Origin of the sequence: Arsenophonus sp. PmNCSU2021_1, assembly GCF_036919435.1 — a bacterium.
GTDB classification, from domain to species: Bacteria; Pseudomonadota; Gammaproteobacteria; order Enterobacterales; family Enterobacteriaceae; genus Arsenophonus; species Arsenophonus nilaparvatae.
On sequence record NZ_JAZHPL010000005.1, the window covers coordinates 128,589 to 143,143 of the forward strand.

The 14,555-nt window shown below is 37.8% G+C and carries 20 protein-coding genes; 19 read left to right on the top strand and 1 reads right to left on the bottom strand.

Translation table 11 applies throughout. The features are described from left to right. The first annotated feature begins 37 nt into the window (after positions 1 to 37). The 13 genes from V3224_RS11120 (at position 38) to V3224_RS11180 (ending at position 9,455) form a co-directional block, all read left to right on the top strand. The gene (locus V3224_RS11120) at positions 38 to 544 is read left to right on the top strand and encodes a hypothetical protein (RefSeq protein WP_032115421.1); all 507 of its coding nucleotides are present in this window, start codon (positions 38 to 40) and stop codon (positions 542 to 544) included. After that, positions 516 to 1,133 carry a hypothetical protein gene (locus tag V3224_RS11125; RefSeq protein WP_334470538.1) on the top strand — a complete coding sequence of 206 codons (618 nt, stop codon included), beginning with the start codon at positions 516 to 518 and terminating at the stop codon, positions 1,131 to 1,133. Before V3224_RS11120 ends, V3224_RS11125 begins: the two co-directional genes overlap by 29 nt. 16 nt (positions 1,134 to 1,149) lie before the next feature. Beyond that, positions 1,150 to 1,374 carry a hypothetical protein gene (locus V3224_RS11130; protein WP_334470540.1) on the top strand — a complete coding sequence of 75 codons (225 nt, stop codon included), beginning with the start codon at positions 1,150 to 1,152 and terminating at the stop codon, positions 1,372 to 1,374. After that, positions 1,368 to 1,910, top strand: a complete 543-nt coding sequence (locus V3224_RS11135) for a hypothetical protein (RefSeq protein WP_334470542.1) — start codon at positions 1,368 to 1,370, stop codon at positions 1,908 to 1,910. Before V3224_RS11130 ends, V3224_RS11135 begins: the two co-directional genes overlap by 7 nt. A gap of 175 nt (positions 1,911 to 2,085) precedes the next feature. After that, positions 2,086 to 2,364: a helix-turn-helix domain-containing protein gene (locus tag V3224_RS11140; RefSeq protein WP_052044881.1), complete on the top strand. Its 279-nt coding sequence runs from the start codon at positions 2,086 to 2,088 to the stop codon at positions 2,362 to 2,364. A gap of 475 nt (positions 2,365 to 2,839) precedes the next feature. Next, on the top strand, positions 2,840 to 4,585 hold the full coding sequence (locus V3224_RS11145) for a hypothetical protein (protein WP_334470545.1): 1,746 nt from the start codon (positions 2,840 to 2,842) through the stop codon (positions 4,583 to 4,585). Between the two features lie 13 nt (positions 4,586 to 4,598). Continuing rightward, complete coding sequence (locus V3224_RS11150; RefSeq protein ID WP_334470547.1) at positions 4,599 to 4,856, top strand: hypothetical protein; 258 nt, start codon at positions 4,599 to 4,601, stop codon at positions 4,854 to 4,856. Next, positions 4,844 to 5,185 carry a hypothetical protein gene (locus V3224_RS11155; protein WP_334470548.1) on the top strand — a complete coding sequence of 114 codons (342 nt, stop codon included), beginning with the start codon at positions 4,844 to 4,846 and terminating at the stop codon, positions 5,183 to 5,185. The genes V3224_RS11150 and V3224_RS11155 overlap by 13 nt, the downstream gene beginning before the upstream one ends. Before the next feature lie 19 nt (positions 5,186 to 5,204). Further along, positions 5,205 to 5,837, top strand: coding sequence for a hypothetical protein (locus V3224_RS11160; RefSeq protein ID WP_334470550.1), 633 nt, complete (start codon positions 5,205 to 5,207; stop codon positions 5,835 to 5,837). A gap of 3 nt (positions 5,838 to 5,840) precedes the next feature. Beyond that, on the top strand, positions 5,841 to 6,263 hold the full coding sequence (locus tag V3224_RS11165) for a hypothetical protein (protein ID WP_334470552.1): 423 nt from the start codon (positions 5,841 to 5,843) through the stop codon (positions 6,261 to 6,263). Beyond that, the gene (locus tag V3224_RS11170) at positions 6,241 to 7,203 is read left to right on the top strand and encodes an IS701 family transposase (protein ID WP_334470554.1); all 963 of its coding nucleotides are present in this window, start codon (positions 6,241 to 6,243) and stop codon (positions 7,201 to 7,203) included. Before V3224_RS11165 ends, V3224_RS11170 begins: the two co-directional genes overlap by 23 nt. 228 nt (positions 7,204 to 7,431) lie before the next feature. Next, the gene (locus tag V3224_RS11175) at positions 7,432 to 8,175 is read left to right on the top strand and encodes a hypothetical protein (RefSeq protein ID WP_334470556.1); all 744 of its coding nucleotides are present in this window, start codon (positions 7,432 to 7,434) and stop codon (positions 8,173 to 8,175) included. A 536-nt stretch (positions 8,176 to 8,711) separates the two neighbouring features. Continuing rightward, a complete protein-coding gene (locus V3224_RS11180; protein ID WP_334470558.1) occupies positions 8,712 to 9,455 on the top strand; it encodes a glycoside hydrolase family 68 protein in 744 nt (247 codons plus the stop codon). Positions 9,456 to 9,580: 125 nt separating this feature from the next. Here the strand turns inward: V3224_RS11180 and V3224_RS11185 are convergent, their stop codons facing one another. Beyond that, on the bottom strand, positions 9,581 to 10,159 hold the full coding sequence (locus tag V3224_RS11185) for a helix-turn-helix domain-containing protein (protein WP_334467881.1): 579 nt from the start codon (positions 10,157 to 10,159) through the stop codon (positions 9,581 to 9,583). 177 nt (positions 10,160 to 10,336) lie between these two features. Between V3224_RS11185 and V3224_RS11190 the strand changes: the two genes are divergently transcribed. The 6 genes from V3224_RS11190 to V3224_RS11215 all read left to right on the top strand — a co-directional run bounded on the left by V3224_RS11190 (position 10,337) and on the right by V3224_RS11215 (position 14,547). After that, positions 10,337 to 10,576 (top strand): helix-turn-helix domain-containing protein, encoded by a 240-nt coding sequence (locus tag V3224_RS11190; protein ID WP_334467883.1) that lies wholly within the window; start codon positions 10,337 to 10,339, stop codon positions 10,574 to 10,576. A gap of 2 nt (positions 10,577 to 10,578) precedes the next feature. Next, complete coding sequence (locus V3224_RS11195) at positions 10,579 to 12,669, top strand: Mu transposase C-terminal domain-containing protein (protein ID WP_334467884.1); 2,091 nt, start codon at positions 10,579 to 10,581, stop codon at positions 12,667 to 12,669. Between the two features lie 73 nt (positions 12,670 to 12,742). Beyond that, positions 12,743 to 13,684: an AAA family ATPase gene (locus V3224_RS11200; protein ID WP_334468085.1), complete on the top strand. Its 942-nt coding sequence runs from the start codon at positions 12,743 to 12,745 to the stop codon at positions 13,682 to 13,684. Positions 13,685 to 13,686: 2 nt separating this feature from the next. Then, entirely contained in the window at positions 13,687 to 13,899 is a 213-nt protein-coding gene (locus V3224_RS11205; RefSeq protein ID WP_010618224.1) for a hypothetical protein, read from the top strand. Next, complete coding sequence (locus V3224_RS11210; RefSeq protein WP_334467886.1) at positions 13,892 to 14,296, top strand: hypothetical protein; 405 nt, start codon at positions 13,892 to 13,894, stop codon at positions 14,294 to 14,296. Before V3224_RS11205 ends, V3224_RS11210 begins: the two co-directional genes overlap by 8 nt. Further along, entirely contained in the window at positions 14,293 to 14,547 is a 255-nt protein-coding gene (locus tag V3224_RS11215) for a hypothetical protein (RefSeq protein ID WP_334467887.1), read from the top strand. The genes V3224_RS11210 and V3224_RS11215 overlap by 4 nt, the downstream gene beginning before the upstream one ends. The last annotated feature ends 8 nt before the right edge of the window (positions 14,548 to 14,555 follow it).

Below are 14,555 nucleotides of genomic sequence, written 5' to 3' on the forward strand. Positions count from 1 at the left end.
AATACAATTAATTTTTTTGTATGATCCGATATCTTGGATGCATCGCGATCATTTTTCTATTCCTGCAATTTTTAATAATAAAGTTTGTCGATCGATTTTTAATAGTGTGGTAATAAATTTTTATTCTCTTCCGATTGATAGTACTTTTAATCAAAATTATGTTGAAAGATATATTATAGAAAATTGGAAGAGCATGTTGCAGGTTTCCTTTATGTTAGCTTGCTTACGCTATCGTTCTCTATTATTTCACAGTGGAAAAATAGTAAAATTAGATGAAAATATAAGAAACTTTTGTAAGTTAAATATTATTGATGATTTTTTTCTTGTCGAAAAAAATGATTTTGCTGATATTGATTTTTGGTTATTAGCCAGAAATGAATTATTTATATTTCAAGACTATTTATCAGATACAGTAATAAAGCGATTGGCGATATTATTTCCCCGAATAGACAATAATGATTCTAATTTTGCAAAAATAAATCCACAATTTAGTTTATTAAAGTTAGCTGTTCAATATGCAAAAAGATATCAATATAATAGATAATGTTTTATTAAAAAAAGAGATATTGGCTGAACATAATAAAGCATGTTCAATTGCAGAAAAATCAAGGAATTATGCCAATACTGTAGTTAATAATGCAGTCAAAGAGTCAGATAGAATAACCAAAGAAGCATTTTTGATCGGCTACAAAGCCGGATTAAAAAGCATTATTGATAATATTATCTGTTATTTTAAAAATTCTGATGATATTTATCATGCAATGCAGCAAAAAGTACTAAATCAAGTTAGTCAAAGTTTGGTTAATATTATAAATGATGAAAAGTTGGTTTCTTATTTTATTAATAGCTATTTAGCTAGTTTTTCTACTAGTTCAGCAACAGATGAACTTATTATTATTCAGCCAGAATTATATAAAAAGTTGGAATATAAAATTATTAATAGTATTGATTTTAAAAAAGAAAATATTATTTTTGATTATCATGCCGAAAATTATTTTCTTATTAAATATAAAGATAATATGATAAGACTTGAGCATAATTTTATATTAGAACATATAAATTTATCTATCCAAGAAAAATACTTTTATAAAGAAGTGATCAAAAATATTGATCAACTTATTGATAACATTTAACCTTTAGGATAATAGCATGAAAATTCCGATAATTGATAATATTGTGTCATCTATTGCACCATCCTCTCTTAAAGAAACTAAATTATTAGATGATAGATTGAGAGAAAATATAATGGCTACAAATGGTAATGATTTCTCAGAGGTAAATAAAAAATCTGGAGTTAATATTATTTTTTTACTCAACTTCGTGAAATATATGATAAAGCCCAAGAAGATGAAGAGGAAGGATTATAAATGGTAAGTAAAACTTTTTTTATTTATCTTATCATATTTTTTCCTTGCATTATCAGTGGTTGCCATAATTTTCGTGATCAGAGTAATTTTTCAGGCAGCGATTTAAATAATAATTTAGAATGTGACAAAGTAAAAAGTAATCTAAATAAATCTACACCGATAGTTTTGTATAAGGGAATGGTAGATTGCATAAAAATAAATCAATATAAAAATGGTATTTTCCTCTATCTATTAGCCGGGAGTTATACTTATTATGATGCAAATCGTATAAATACTTTTTATGCCAGAAAGGTTCATCATGATTTATTGACTGAAAATTTAGCTTTGTTAACTACAGCCGAATATAACTCTTTTTGGCGTATTTTGAAAAATTTTATGCAGCAAGAAAATCAAAGAAAGATGGTTTGTAGCAAAATTGAGCGGATTGGAGCTCCTGATTATCAACCAATTTATATGTTAAGAAATAAAGTTACTACAATATCACGATATGATATTAATTATGTTTTATTCAAAAAAAGTTTAAATAACTACTTGAATTGTTGATATTAATTATTATTAGTTATTATTTTTAATAAAAAATAAATTGTTTATCATAAGTTAGTCTTTTATTTTCTTTAAATGTTATATTTCAGTATTTATTAATTTTTCCATCATGATTATGATTAACATTTTAGTTAACATACCATTATGCTAAATGTCTAATTTGATGGTGAATATTATGGATTGTATAAATTATAATATTGGACAAATGATAAGAAAAAAAAGACAAAAATTGCAAATTTCGGCAGCAGATCTGTCAGCATTATTAGGTATAAGCCAACAACATCTCTCTCGTTACGAGAGAGGAGAAGTTAAGATTAATGTTGAATGGTTGATCAAAGTTTCAAGGGTACTCGATATCGCTATAGAAAGCTATTTTGTTAATTCCAGAATTAATTTCTGGGAGGACTATTATAGTATGGGAAATTGTTTAATGGTAACTAAAAATAAGCGTTAATGTGTATCTAGTTTATTTTAAACAGTATATTAGAACTAGGAATTGCGATAATAATGATCAAATTTCAAATAGAATCTTCTTCGTCCCTATAGAAAAATAAACTGCACCTTTATTTTTCTTTTTAATAACCAATAAATAGTTATTGCCCCCATTTCTTCGATAGGAATTGGGGGGTTTTTAGTTTTTTTAGCTAAATTTATACTAGTGTATTATGCTATGTTTGACTTAATTGTATAAATTATTTCTATTTTCAGATGCGTATCTGCCATAATAAAAAATAAATATTATTTATGCTATTACTGGTTTTTATTATTAATTATTTAAAAAATTATATATTATAAAGCAGAGCGTATTTATCGAAATAACCTTTAGTAGTGTTACTAATATAAATCATGTCAAATTAAAAACAGACATTAATAGTAATAATAATAAGCTGAAAAACAATAAATCAGCAAAACAAAGATTAGATGAAAATATGGCAACAGTGATATCCTCAGAGGAAGTGCTTGATATTGCTGCTCATTTTGAAATGATGAATGCAATGAGTGCTCATCGAGCAGAAAATATACGTAATACTCAATTAAAAAAAACGATTTCAAGCGAAATTCTTGTTGATGTTCTCAATTTAATTAATGCTGCTGACAATAATATAAAACATCTAAATAATATAACTGGGTTGAGTTATTATCTTACAGTAAAAGATAAAATTAATATAAAACAATTACAACTAGACAGTTGTAGACAGCAATTAACGTTATTAAAAACAGATGAAGAGAAATATAAAATAATTGAAAATGAAATAGTTGAGATTGAAAATGATATTGAAGTTTATCGTAAAGTATTGTTGATAGCAGAAAAATCTACTCGTGCTCATCAACTTAGTACTATAGGTTTTTCAGTAAATACAATTCCTATTTTTAGATTTACTCAAGCGTTAAACAATATAATTAAAAAAATTTTTTATTATTCTCTATCAGACAATAGTAGCAAAGTGTTTATCTATGGATTAGATAACATAATTAATTTAATTGATCAAACGGATAAATATGTTTCTGATCACTACTTAAATATGATTGAAGCATTATATGAAAATAAATTAAAAAGTATAGTAAGAACACCTATACATTTTAAAAGAGAAGATATGATCCAGAATATAATTAGACTGCATGCAGAAGGTTGGCAAAATAAAACTGTCGCAGAAAAAGCAGAATTATATGAAATGATTAACGTATCGGATAGAATAGTAACAAAATTTAACAGTGGTAAATCTGTTATTGAACCAGAAATTGAAACATTAAATATTTATGCAATATCTGTTTTAGCATCTATTTATGAAACCGATTCACATGTATTTGGTAAATTATCATTAGATGATCTTATATCAACAAATTATGTTTATAGCTACAAAGATGAACGAGGTAGAATTCAAGTTGATATAACAACAATTTATGAATATATGTTACGACATATAAAAGAAATTGATTCACCATTATCAAAAAGAGATCATATTAAACTAAAGTTTCCTGCTGAGTTTCAACCAGGTTTAATTTCTTATCTGGAAGAAGAGTGCGAAAATATCAAAGAGCATTATTACTTTATTAAAAATTTTCAACAGTTAGAAAAAGAAGTAAATGATATTAATGAGTTAATACTGAGCTCAGTGCAATATTTAACTAATTTTTTATCTGATTTGGGTAATAAATATCGGGTGAAAAACCTTTCTTTAACAGATGAAGTAGATTATAAAATCATAAGACGGGGTTTTGGATATTTGGATGCTACTCACCCAGTTAGTAAATCTAAAAAATTTACAATATATGATATTCTTATAGGTAGAGATAGACAATATATATCAAAAGAATTAGGTTTTATTAATTATTCTTTACTGAGATCATTTCCTCTAAAATATAATAAAGAAATAATCGACGTTATTGATTCAGTTGATATTCAAGCTGATTATACTAATAAAATAGAACTATCAAAAAGTAATAATAATTTAAAAAATAATTTTTATCATTATATCGATGATTTAATTACTGTTTATAATAATAAAAGCAAACCTTATTATCTTATCGAAAATTGTTCATCACTGTTAGTTTATGCGCAGCCTGAAATAATAGATCGGACTGGGTTAGACCAAATTAATTATCAATATATCCATCCTGAAAATACTCCAATTAGTGTGATCCTCGATCACTACCGGTCAACGCCTTCAATTTAGTTCATTACGTGATATGAAAAATCAAATAAAAGATAATAAAGAAATAAGTGCTTGGTTTAATTATCACTTTCCGCTTGATTATAAAATGGCTGCTTTAGAATTAAAACTAATAAAGAAGGGTAAAGATTATTCTTATTTATATGAAAATATATTGGAAAAGTATCTTGCTGATATAGATGTACTAGTTTTTTCTCATAGTGAAGATAACATATTTAATACATTTGAATATATTAAGTTATTGATATTAGCTGTTTTTTTATGGGACCTTTAGGGGCATTTTTATATGGTAGTTTAATTTCTGTGATACCTTTACTTGGCCAGGCAGCTATTAGTGATACAGCGGAAGAACGTAATAGTTATCTAAAACAAGCAGCCTTTGCGATGGCTTTAGAAGTTGCCGGCAGGATTTCCACTGTGGTTTTACAAAAGATCATTTCTAAGGCAGCTACGCTTTATGCGAAGATTAAATTACCTAAAAAAGTATTTGCTACTCAAGATAATATTTTTAGTGACTTGTCTCATTATGGAATAAACCGAAATTTAACGTCCAGCATAGCGGTAAAAACGGCAGAGATAGCGGTCGCAACCACAGAATATTAATGTTATTAACAGGACTAATATGATGAGTTATTTAGGTTTGGCTCCAAGAAATCGTATAAGAGAAGTTATTCGTTCAAATATGCTGACTGGGACAAAGTATGAAACTGCCGAACTTTATATTGCTGATATATTAAAGCAAGCCAATGTAATCAATGAGTTGCAAGAACGGTCATTAATTGAAAATCTAAAGAAGACAAAACATTATACTAATTTTTTGCATAATAGTGGTTTATTTAATAATGTCAAAAAAATAACCACCATGGATGAGCTTTTGCAAATTAAACAAGGAGAACTTGTTGTTTTTACCCAAACGCTGGCTAATACAGATAGGCCAGTACATGCTATGGTCAGTGTTGGTAATGGTCGTTTTGCCGGGGTAAAAAATAACCTATTGGATGTTAATTTAGGCGATGGCAAGAAAATTATTACAGCAGAACAATTAGGCCAATTTGACAGCGGTATTTTAAAACATTCTAGTTCATTGGAAGCAGCAGGATTGAATGTTTGGGCTGGTTACCCTAAAGGAGCAAAATATAGTTATGGCCAACCAATAGAAGAAGTTGCTAGAAAATTAGCCTCAGAGCCTATCGCAAATTCAGCAAAATGTGTTGCTGAGCTATTAGAGCAATCAGGCGAGTTATCTTCTGAGTAAGCATTGGTATTTTATGACGTGGCGAAAGCACTATATTCCTCCAATACTCATCAAAAGGCGTTACAACAGTTGATTACTAATCAAAAACAAATTAATCATTATTCTGAATTAGCGTCGTTACCCAAAGTTAGCCTGGTTGCTTTTCATGAGAATAATTATACAGTTAAGAAATTAATGGTTAGCTTGGGTGATGGAAAGTTTGCAATTAGGCATGCAGATCATTTGGAATTAGCTTTTGGTGGTAATTTTACCCAACTTGCTGATGGTAAATTTGGTCCCTATCAAGTAACGGCCGGTAAGGTTAACTTATCGGCAATGCGGCAAGCGTCATTGTCACGAGTTACGCAATCTCCAAAAAAGAAGTATAAATTTAAAAACAAGAAAAAATCAGGGTGTTCATATTTTGTCGGGTTATCCATGTATTAAAGATATCTATAAAACATTCTTACAAGTAAGCAGTTTAAGATACTCTGGTTTAGCGTTATCAGAAGTAAGCCCATCGCCTTTATCTCATGACACTGTTAGCCGATGGCTAAAAAGTAGATGTTTTAGACCTAAAGACCTATGGCGATTAGTTGAACCTTCTATAGACAAAAAAAGCCCTTGCGTACTAATTGCCGATGATACATTGATTGCCAAAACACGTAGTAAAAAAATAGAGATGGTCCATTATCAATATTCAGGTAATGAACATGATGTTATTGCTGGCATAGGTTTAGTTAATTTGCTTTGGCATGATCTGACGAAGGTTGAATCAATTCCTATCAATTATCGTATTTATGATAAAGATTCTGATGGAAAAACAAAAAACACGCACTTTTCCGAAATGCTCACTCTTGCTAAAAAAAGAGGGATCATGCCAGAAGCCGTAGTGATGGATGCTTGGTATTCTAGCCTGGATAACCTGAAATCAATTTGCTCTCATGGTTGGATCTGGGTAACCACGCTGAGGAAAAATAGGATTGTTAACCATAACAAACAACTGAACAAGTTAGACATCTCAGAAGAAGGAACGTCAATACACTTGCGAGGATATGGTTGGGTAACCGTTTTCAAATTTACAGCCAAAAACGGCCGTATTGATTACATAGTAACAAACAAAGAGAATCCCACCCGTCAATACCTCAAATCTATCATGGATGCCCGTTGGTCTGTTGAAGTTTATCATCGAGAAGTTAAACAAAACTGTGGTATTGAACGCTGTCAGGCTCGCACGAGGCGAGCGCAAAGAAATCATATTTTTCTCGCTATTTCTGCGTGGTTTGAACAACATAAACGTCGTATATCTGAAAAAATAACCCTTTATCAACAAAACACGAGTTTCGCACGGGCATATAAAATTCTAGAAATGGCTTCAGAACAATAATTAATCTGTAACTTGCTAAGACGTATAAATTTACTTAAATTACAATAAGTTATTTTTAATTTATGAGATTTTTTCTATTTATATATTATGCTGAATTAAACTTAAAAATAGAGCGTTTTTTTATTGGTGCGAAACTCGTGCAAAATTGGGACGTAATCAAAAGTGCTATTACTGAGCAAATCCGTGTTTTATTAGCGTACCCAAATTAGTTTTGTGCGAAACTCGTGATTGTTAGGGAAAGATTCCATTTTTGGTTTAAAAGGTAATAAATTACTTATCAGAGCACATGGCGCACCATCGATTATTAATTATATGGATTCGATTGAATTTGCAAATGTTGTTAAGGGGTTAATTTTAAGAACAGAAAATTCGATTGATTTACGAAGTGTCGGCGCTATAGAGTTACAATCATGCTTTGGTGCTTTTGGCCGATATCCTTCCGGAAAGATTTTAGCGAATGAATTAGGTAAAAAAGTAACAGCTTATCCATTAACTTATAGTGAAAAGATTGCGCAAAATCCCGAATGGTGGCTGCCGTATCCTAAAACATTTTTGCCATCGAGTTATTTTAATTTTACTCAACTATGGTTAATTAATCAGCAACACATGCGTAATCATAATTTTTGGAATAAATTACTTGGTTTACACAAAAACGTTACAACGATTAATAGTCGCATTACCCGAGCAGTAGATCATAATGAAGCGGACAGCATTATTGAATCACTAACATATGATATAGCAAAGTTAGTCTTAAAAAAAATAAGCATTGATGATTTTTTACAATTATATGCAGAATATTTTAGTGATAATTTAACAGAGGTTCCGCCAGCTGTGCTAAAGTCAGCATTAGAGGCTTTATTGGGTAAGGATATACCTGATAATGAACAAAGTTTTGCTCAACAGATAATAGTCGTTTTTTCGTTAAATAGATATTCATTTCAGTTATTGGATAATTATCTCACCAATATATAATAGTCTTAACTGATGATTATATTATTAGCTGATGTACATGCAGCTAATAATAAATCCATTTTTCCGTAAAATTTAGTAGTATTGAATTCTATTATCAATAAGGATGATAGCAGAATAATTACTGTTAAAAAGCGTTAAAATTTTTTCGTATTAAAACAAGTTTTCGCTAGTCTATTTTAGGCGTTGGTATTGAAGGTTTTACTATTTATCGTTGAATGTTGCAATTTAGCGCTAAAATTTTCACTATGTTAGCAATAGGATGAATATCTTGGAAAATGCTAATGGCAATTTTTCATTTAATTTTTTTAAAATTTATTTTTTTAATTAAATTTTAAATTAAAAATAAACATTAAAATAACAAAATAAACTTGGAAATATTTTAATGTATTAATGAAAAAACCTTATCTTTAATGTCAAGTTAAAAAATAACAAAATTATCTTTACTAATTATTTTAATAAGTAACAAAATAAAAAAATGACTTTATTAAATTTTTTATTAATCGTGTTTTGTAGGATATTTATTTTGAGGATATAAAATGACTAACATAGAATTTAAAAGTAGTCGTTGGACCAGAGCTGATGCTCTTAAAGTTTGTATTGATGATCCAACCATGACTCAACCCCTCATTGATTATAATTTTCCTGTTATGGATGAAACGTTGTTTATCTGGGATACCATGCCGCTGAGGAATTTCGATGGAACGATTGTTTCGGTTAATGGATGGTCAATCATTTTTACGTTAACGGCTGAAAGACGTCCAGATTTATTCAAATATAAAGATGGTCGATATGATATAACAAGTGATTGGCATGACCGTCATGGTCGTGCTCGTATCTGTTACTGGTATTCAAGAGATGGCCAAAGTTGGGAATTCGGTGGTCGAGTGATGCAAGAAGGGGTTTCACCTACCAGCAGAGAATGGGCTGGCACACCGATCCTGATCAATGATAAAGGTGAAATAGAGTTATATTATTCCTGTGTCACACCAGGCGCGTGTATGGCTAAAATTTGTGGTCGTGTTGTTACATCAAACACTGAAGTTAGAATGGTAGGTTTTGACGAAGTGATTCAGTTATTTTCGGCGGATGGTTTTTATTATCAGACAGAAGAACAAAATCAATACTGGAATTTCAGAGATCCATGGCCTTTTATCGATCCTATCGATGGAAATCTGTATATGGTGTATAAAGAAGTAATTTATTTGATACTTGTGGGAACATCCGGGAATTGGCGGGAACTCATGGGATTTCTTAGGGTTAGCTCGGATTTATCTATTTGATACCGATGAGCAAAATATGAACAAAAATGAGCCTATAGGCAAAATATTTGATACTTACTGCAATGGATTTAATACCGTTTTAAAATAGCTTTAATATAGTAAAAAGCATTAGCTTAGCAAGCGCCTCAAGCACTGGCTTGGTGCTTATGATTTATTTCTTCAGAAAGGGTACTACATTGCTTGATTTCACGCAAAATCTCTCTTACGCGATTAGGTGGTAATTCCTGCAAACTAAGAGCTGCCTCCCTTGCCTCTCCTGAAAGTTTAAGTAAATCTACACCCCCCTGTTCTAGTAATAAAGCTAATAATTCAGCACCTTTGCGCCCAAGTAATCTAGCTAACTTTTCCCGTTCTACAGGCTCCAACGACCTTAAAATAGCATTAAGATCTTGCAAGTTACGATCAAGTAATGACTCATTCTGTTGTGGCTGTTGTGGCTGTTGTGGCTGTTGTGGCTGTTGTGGCTGCTGGCCATTAACTAACCAATCAATACTGACATTTTCTTTACAAGCGATTTTTTGAATCATACTTAGTAAAGGTTGAGTATTTTTGCTTAAGTAGTTATTCAAAGTTGATGTTGGAATCCCCCAGTCTTTTGCGGCTGCTCGTACACTTCTGCTACCTATAAGTGCTTTCAATCGGTCTTTAAAACTTTCTTTTTCAGTATGTTGCAAAGAAAAATCTTTGCTTTTAGCATCTGTCATTTTCTTTTCCTCTAATTTATTGAATCAAAAGGCTTTGTTTTAACTTGAGCAATTTTCGTGTTAAAAACGAAAAGAAAGGAGCTAATTTGCTTTACTTTGATTCAAGTTAAGATAATAATATCTATGGATAACACACCCATGTTATCTGCATATCTAACCTTTTAGGATAATCGAATAATGCTTATAAATGAAGTTTTAAACCGTGATTGGCACCGCCAACATATTGTGGCTGCGGTGCATGTGAAAGGGTTCACACTTCGCCAGCTCTCCGTTCAGGCAGGATTAAAGCCAGATTCACTAAAAAACGTGCTATATCGCCCCTGTAAAAAATACGAACGTATTGTTGCGGAGGCGATCGGTGTTGCTCCTGAAGAAATCTGGCCAAGTCGGTATCGTCGTGCCCGTGAGGTAGCCTGATTATGTTTGTATCAGTGAATGAATTAATCGGGATACCTGGTTTACCTAGTACTGTGCAAGGCTTGCGTTGGTCTCTAAATAAATGGGCCGCTGGTTCTGTTTCGATGAAACGCAAACGTCCAGGCACCAAGGCTTACGAGTACCACATTGATTGCTTACCACCTGAAGCCCAGAACGCGATCCGTGAGCGTCATCTTCAACAACTGATGATCGCTGCACCGGTGGATGATGCTGCCAAACAACCCACTGTATCAAAGGTCAACACCGATCCGGAGAAGCTTGGCAAGTTGGACGTTTATCGCCGTTGCCCTGCGTTGATTGGCAATAAACTGGCCGACCTGACGGACAAGCAGCGCCAGATTGCCGATGCGAGAATGTTACTGGTACAGCATATCCTTACTATCGGCCAACAGCCGCGTTATAGCTGCGCACAGGCCATCCGCTTTATTGTCCAGCAGGCGAAAAAAGGCCAGTTGCCCGAAAGCATCGCGCAAGCGGCACAGGTGGCTAATGCCAAGAAGGGCAAAAGCCGTCAACTCAGTGAAATCACCCTTAAGCGCTGGCTGGCCGACTACAAAAAAGCCGCCACGCCCGCCGAGCGCCTGATTATCTTGGCACCGGGTAAGCGCGAGGTGGTCAAACCGGAGCAGATAGCCTGGTTACATGACTATCTGGCGCACTATCGCAAGCCAAACGGGTGCAGCATGAAAGAGGCCTATGTGGATTTTTGCGCCGAATGGCAACAACGCTATGCCGATGAGCCGCTGATGTTGGCCGCGCAGCCTTCCTACGATGCGGTGCTGTACGCGATGGAGAAACTCCCCGAAATCGTCAAACAGCGCGGGCGCAAAACCGGCAGCGAATATCGCCAGCTGGAAGGGTTTGTCCGCCGCGACTGGACCAGCCTGCCGGTTAACTACGTCTGGATTGGCGACGGTCACGGCATGAAGATGAAAGTCGCCCATCCCGACCACGGTCAACCCTTTTCGCCGGAAGTGACTTTTATTATCGATGGCAGCTGCCGCTATATCACCGGCTGGAGCCTGTCGCTCTCCGAGAACGTGATTGCCGTTACCGATGCCCTGCGGTATGGCATTGCCACTCACGGCAAACCGTTTCTCTACTACTCAGATAACGGCAGTGGTGAAACCAATCTCACCCTGGATGCAGACGTGACCGGTATTCTGCGGCGGCTCGAGATTGACCACCCGACCGGTATCGCCGGCAATCCCCAGGGGCGCGGCATTATCGAACGCCTTAACCGTACCTTGCCCATGTACCTTGCCCGCCGCTTTGCCACTTATTACGGTACCGGCGCTGACCGGGAAACCGTGCGCAAGACTGGCAAGGCGCTTAAATCCGCCTTAAACGCTCAGGCAAAGGGCCATGCACTGACGGTCGCCCAGCAGAGCACGTTACGCAAGCTGCCCTCCTGGGAGAGGCTGATTGATGAAATCAAGGCCGGGGTCGAGTGGTACAACGCCCGTCCGCACAGTGAATTACCCAAACGCCCCGATGGCCAGCATTACAGTCCGGCCGAGTTTCGCCGCTGGAAGCTGGAAAACGAAGCCACCGAGCTGGAGTGGCTGACACAGTTTGAACTGCGCGACCTGTTTATGCCACAGACCGAGCGCACGGTCAGGCGCTGTGAAATCCGTTTCCTTAACAATATTTATTATGCCGCCAAACTGGCCGAGGAGCACGACCGCAAGGTGTTAATCAGTTACGACATTCACGATGCCAGCAAGGTTATCGTGCGCCGTATGGACGGTACTTACCTCTGTGACGCCCTGTGGGACGGCAATAAACAGCTGGCCTTCCCGGTAACGGCGGAATACCACAACCGGCAGCAACGTATCAAAGGGATGCGTAAGCGGGGTGAGGAGAAAGTGGCATTAGCAGAGGCAGAAAATACCCTGACGTTGCCGGCTGAAAAAGTCAATGACCTCGGCTTACCGGTCAATGTTTATCGGCAATTGGGGAATACCGCATTAAAAGCTGAGGTTGAAGAACAGAGCGACCTTGATGCGGAAGCCGCGTTACAACGGGGTTTGGCATTACTGGAAGCCCAGCAGATTGACCCGCTGTTGTAAAAAAGCCATCTGGTCGGCAAACCGAATGGCCTTATCGAAACACAAAAACACTTTCTTTCAAAGAGGCAAGATGATGACTCAAAATGATGATCTTATCAAGACGCTGCATCAACTGATTGATTCAGGCCAGGTCACACAGGCGCAGATTGCCCGTGAAACCGGCCAGTCGAGTGCAGTGATATCCAGCTTTATCAACGGTAGTTATAACGGCAATAACCAGCGCGTCGGTGAACTGTTAACCCGCTGGCTGACGGATTATCAGCAAAAAAAGACTTTGCCCGCGCCGCCGCAGTTTGTGGAGACGGCCACGGTCAAGGAGATATGGGCGGTGTTCCAGTTTGTCCGGCTGGCGCAGTGCATGAATGTGATTGTCGGGGTGCCGGGGGTGGGCAAAACCTTTGCTGCCTGTCAGTACTGCCAGCATGCCAATACCTGGATGGTGACCCTTTCCCCGGCCCACGCCAGCATTACCGAGTGTCTGCTGGAGCTGGCGGAAGCGTTGGGTCTTAGCGACCTGCCCAAAAACAAGGGGACGCTGGCGCGCGCGATACGGCGGCGGCTGACCGGCACTCACGGGCTGGTGATTGTCGATGAGGCTGACCACCTGGGCATTGACGGCCTGGAGCAGCTGCGCGCCATTCAGGGTGCGACCGGGGTCGGGATGGTGCTGATTGGTAACCCGCGCGGCCTGTCGAAATCGGCCCGCTCAACCCAGGGGGCGGATGACTTGGCTCGGCTGTACAGCCGTATCGCCCGCTCCAAACGGCTGTTAAAGGCCAAAAAAGCCGATGTGACCGCGATTGCTGCCGCCTGGGGCATTACCGGCGAAAGTGAGCTGACGCTGGTACAGGCCATTGCCCAGAAAGCCGGTGCCTTGCGGGTATTGTCGCACACCCTGCGCCAGGCGTGGCTGATGGCCAGCGGTGATGCACAGGTCCAGCTGGGGGAAAAATACATCAAGGCGGCCTTCAGGGAGGTGTATACCGATACCGACCTGCTGCCGGCAAGGGGGTGAGTATGGGCGGTGTGCTCTTTACCGACAGCGCCGGACGCCAGGTGCTGCTCAATACCCGGCGGGTGGTGTCTGTCTCGCTGGAATCGTCACACAGCCTGTTAGTGTCGTTTGGCAACCGGGGAGACGCGCTCTATGTGTTGCCGGATGCGCAGGAGGTGATGATGCAGGTCTGTCATGACATGAACCAGTTACTCAGGAGAGCCAGTGATGAATAACCCTTTACGCCATGAAGTCCGCGCCCTGCGGCGTATGGCCCGCTACGCCAGCTATAACGTTGATGGCACTATCCGGCCCAATATTACCCTGTCACGCGGGGCAACGCCGTACCTCTGGCTGGACCGGTATGAGATGGCGGCGGCGACCTTGCCCCCGGCCCAGCAACAGTATTACCGGTGGCAGGGATTTGATGTGGATGTCTGGGAAGCGCTGCAACTGGGCTGTTATCTCTCTGGCCCAAGCCGGCGTCAGGCGTGGTACGCCGCCTGGCACACCTTACGGGCATTGCTGTCCGGGCGGTCAGTGCCGTCCGAATCGGGGCCGGTTTTACTGAGCACGCTACTGTATGAGGCTCGGTTATCAATGAAAAGGCTGAATAAGGAAAGGTCATCATGATGAACATGTTTGATGCCATGAACGCCGTGCGCCGCCGGCTACGTCAGGCGGGCAGCGACATCCTGCATACCCGGCGTTACTGCCAGCGCCCGTTTATAAAAATCACCCCGCCGGTACGCCCGGGGGAGAGGGATAACGCGACGGAAATCACCCTTTGCTGCCAGGGAGAGCGCCGTCAGGTGTATGCCCGCCAGATTGAGGGGTGTCTGGTGTATTGGGACACCACAGAAGAGAAGAGACCACAGGAGTGATAAAAGCG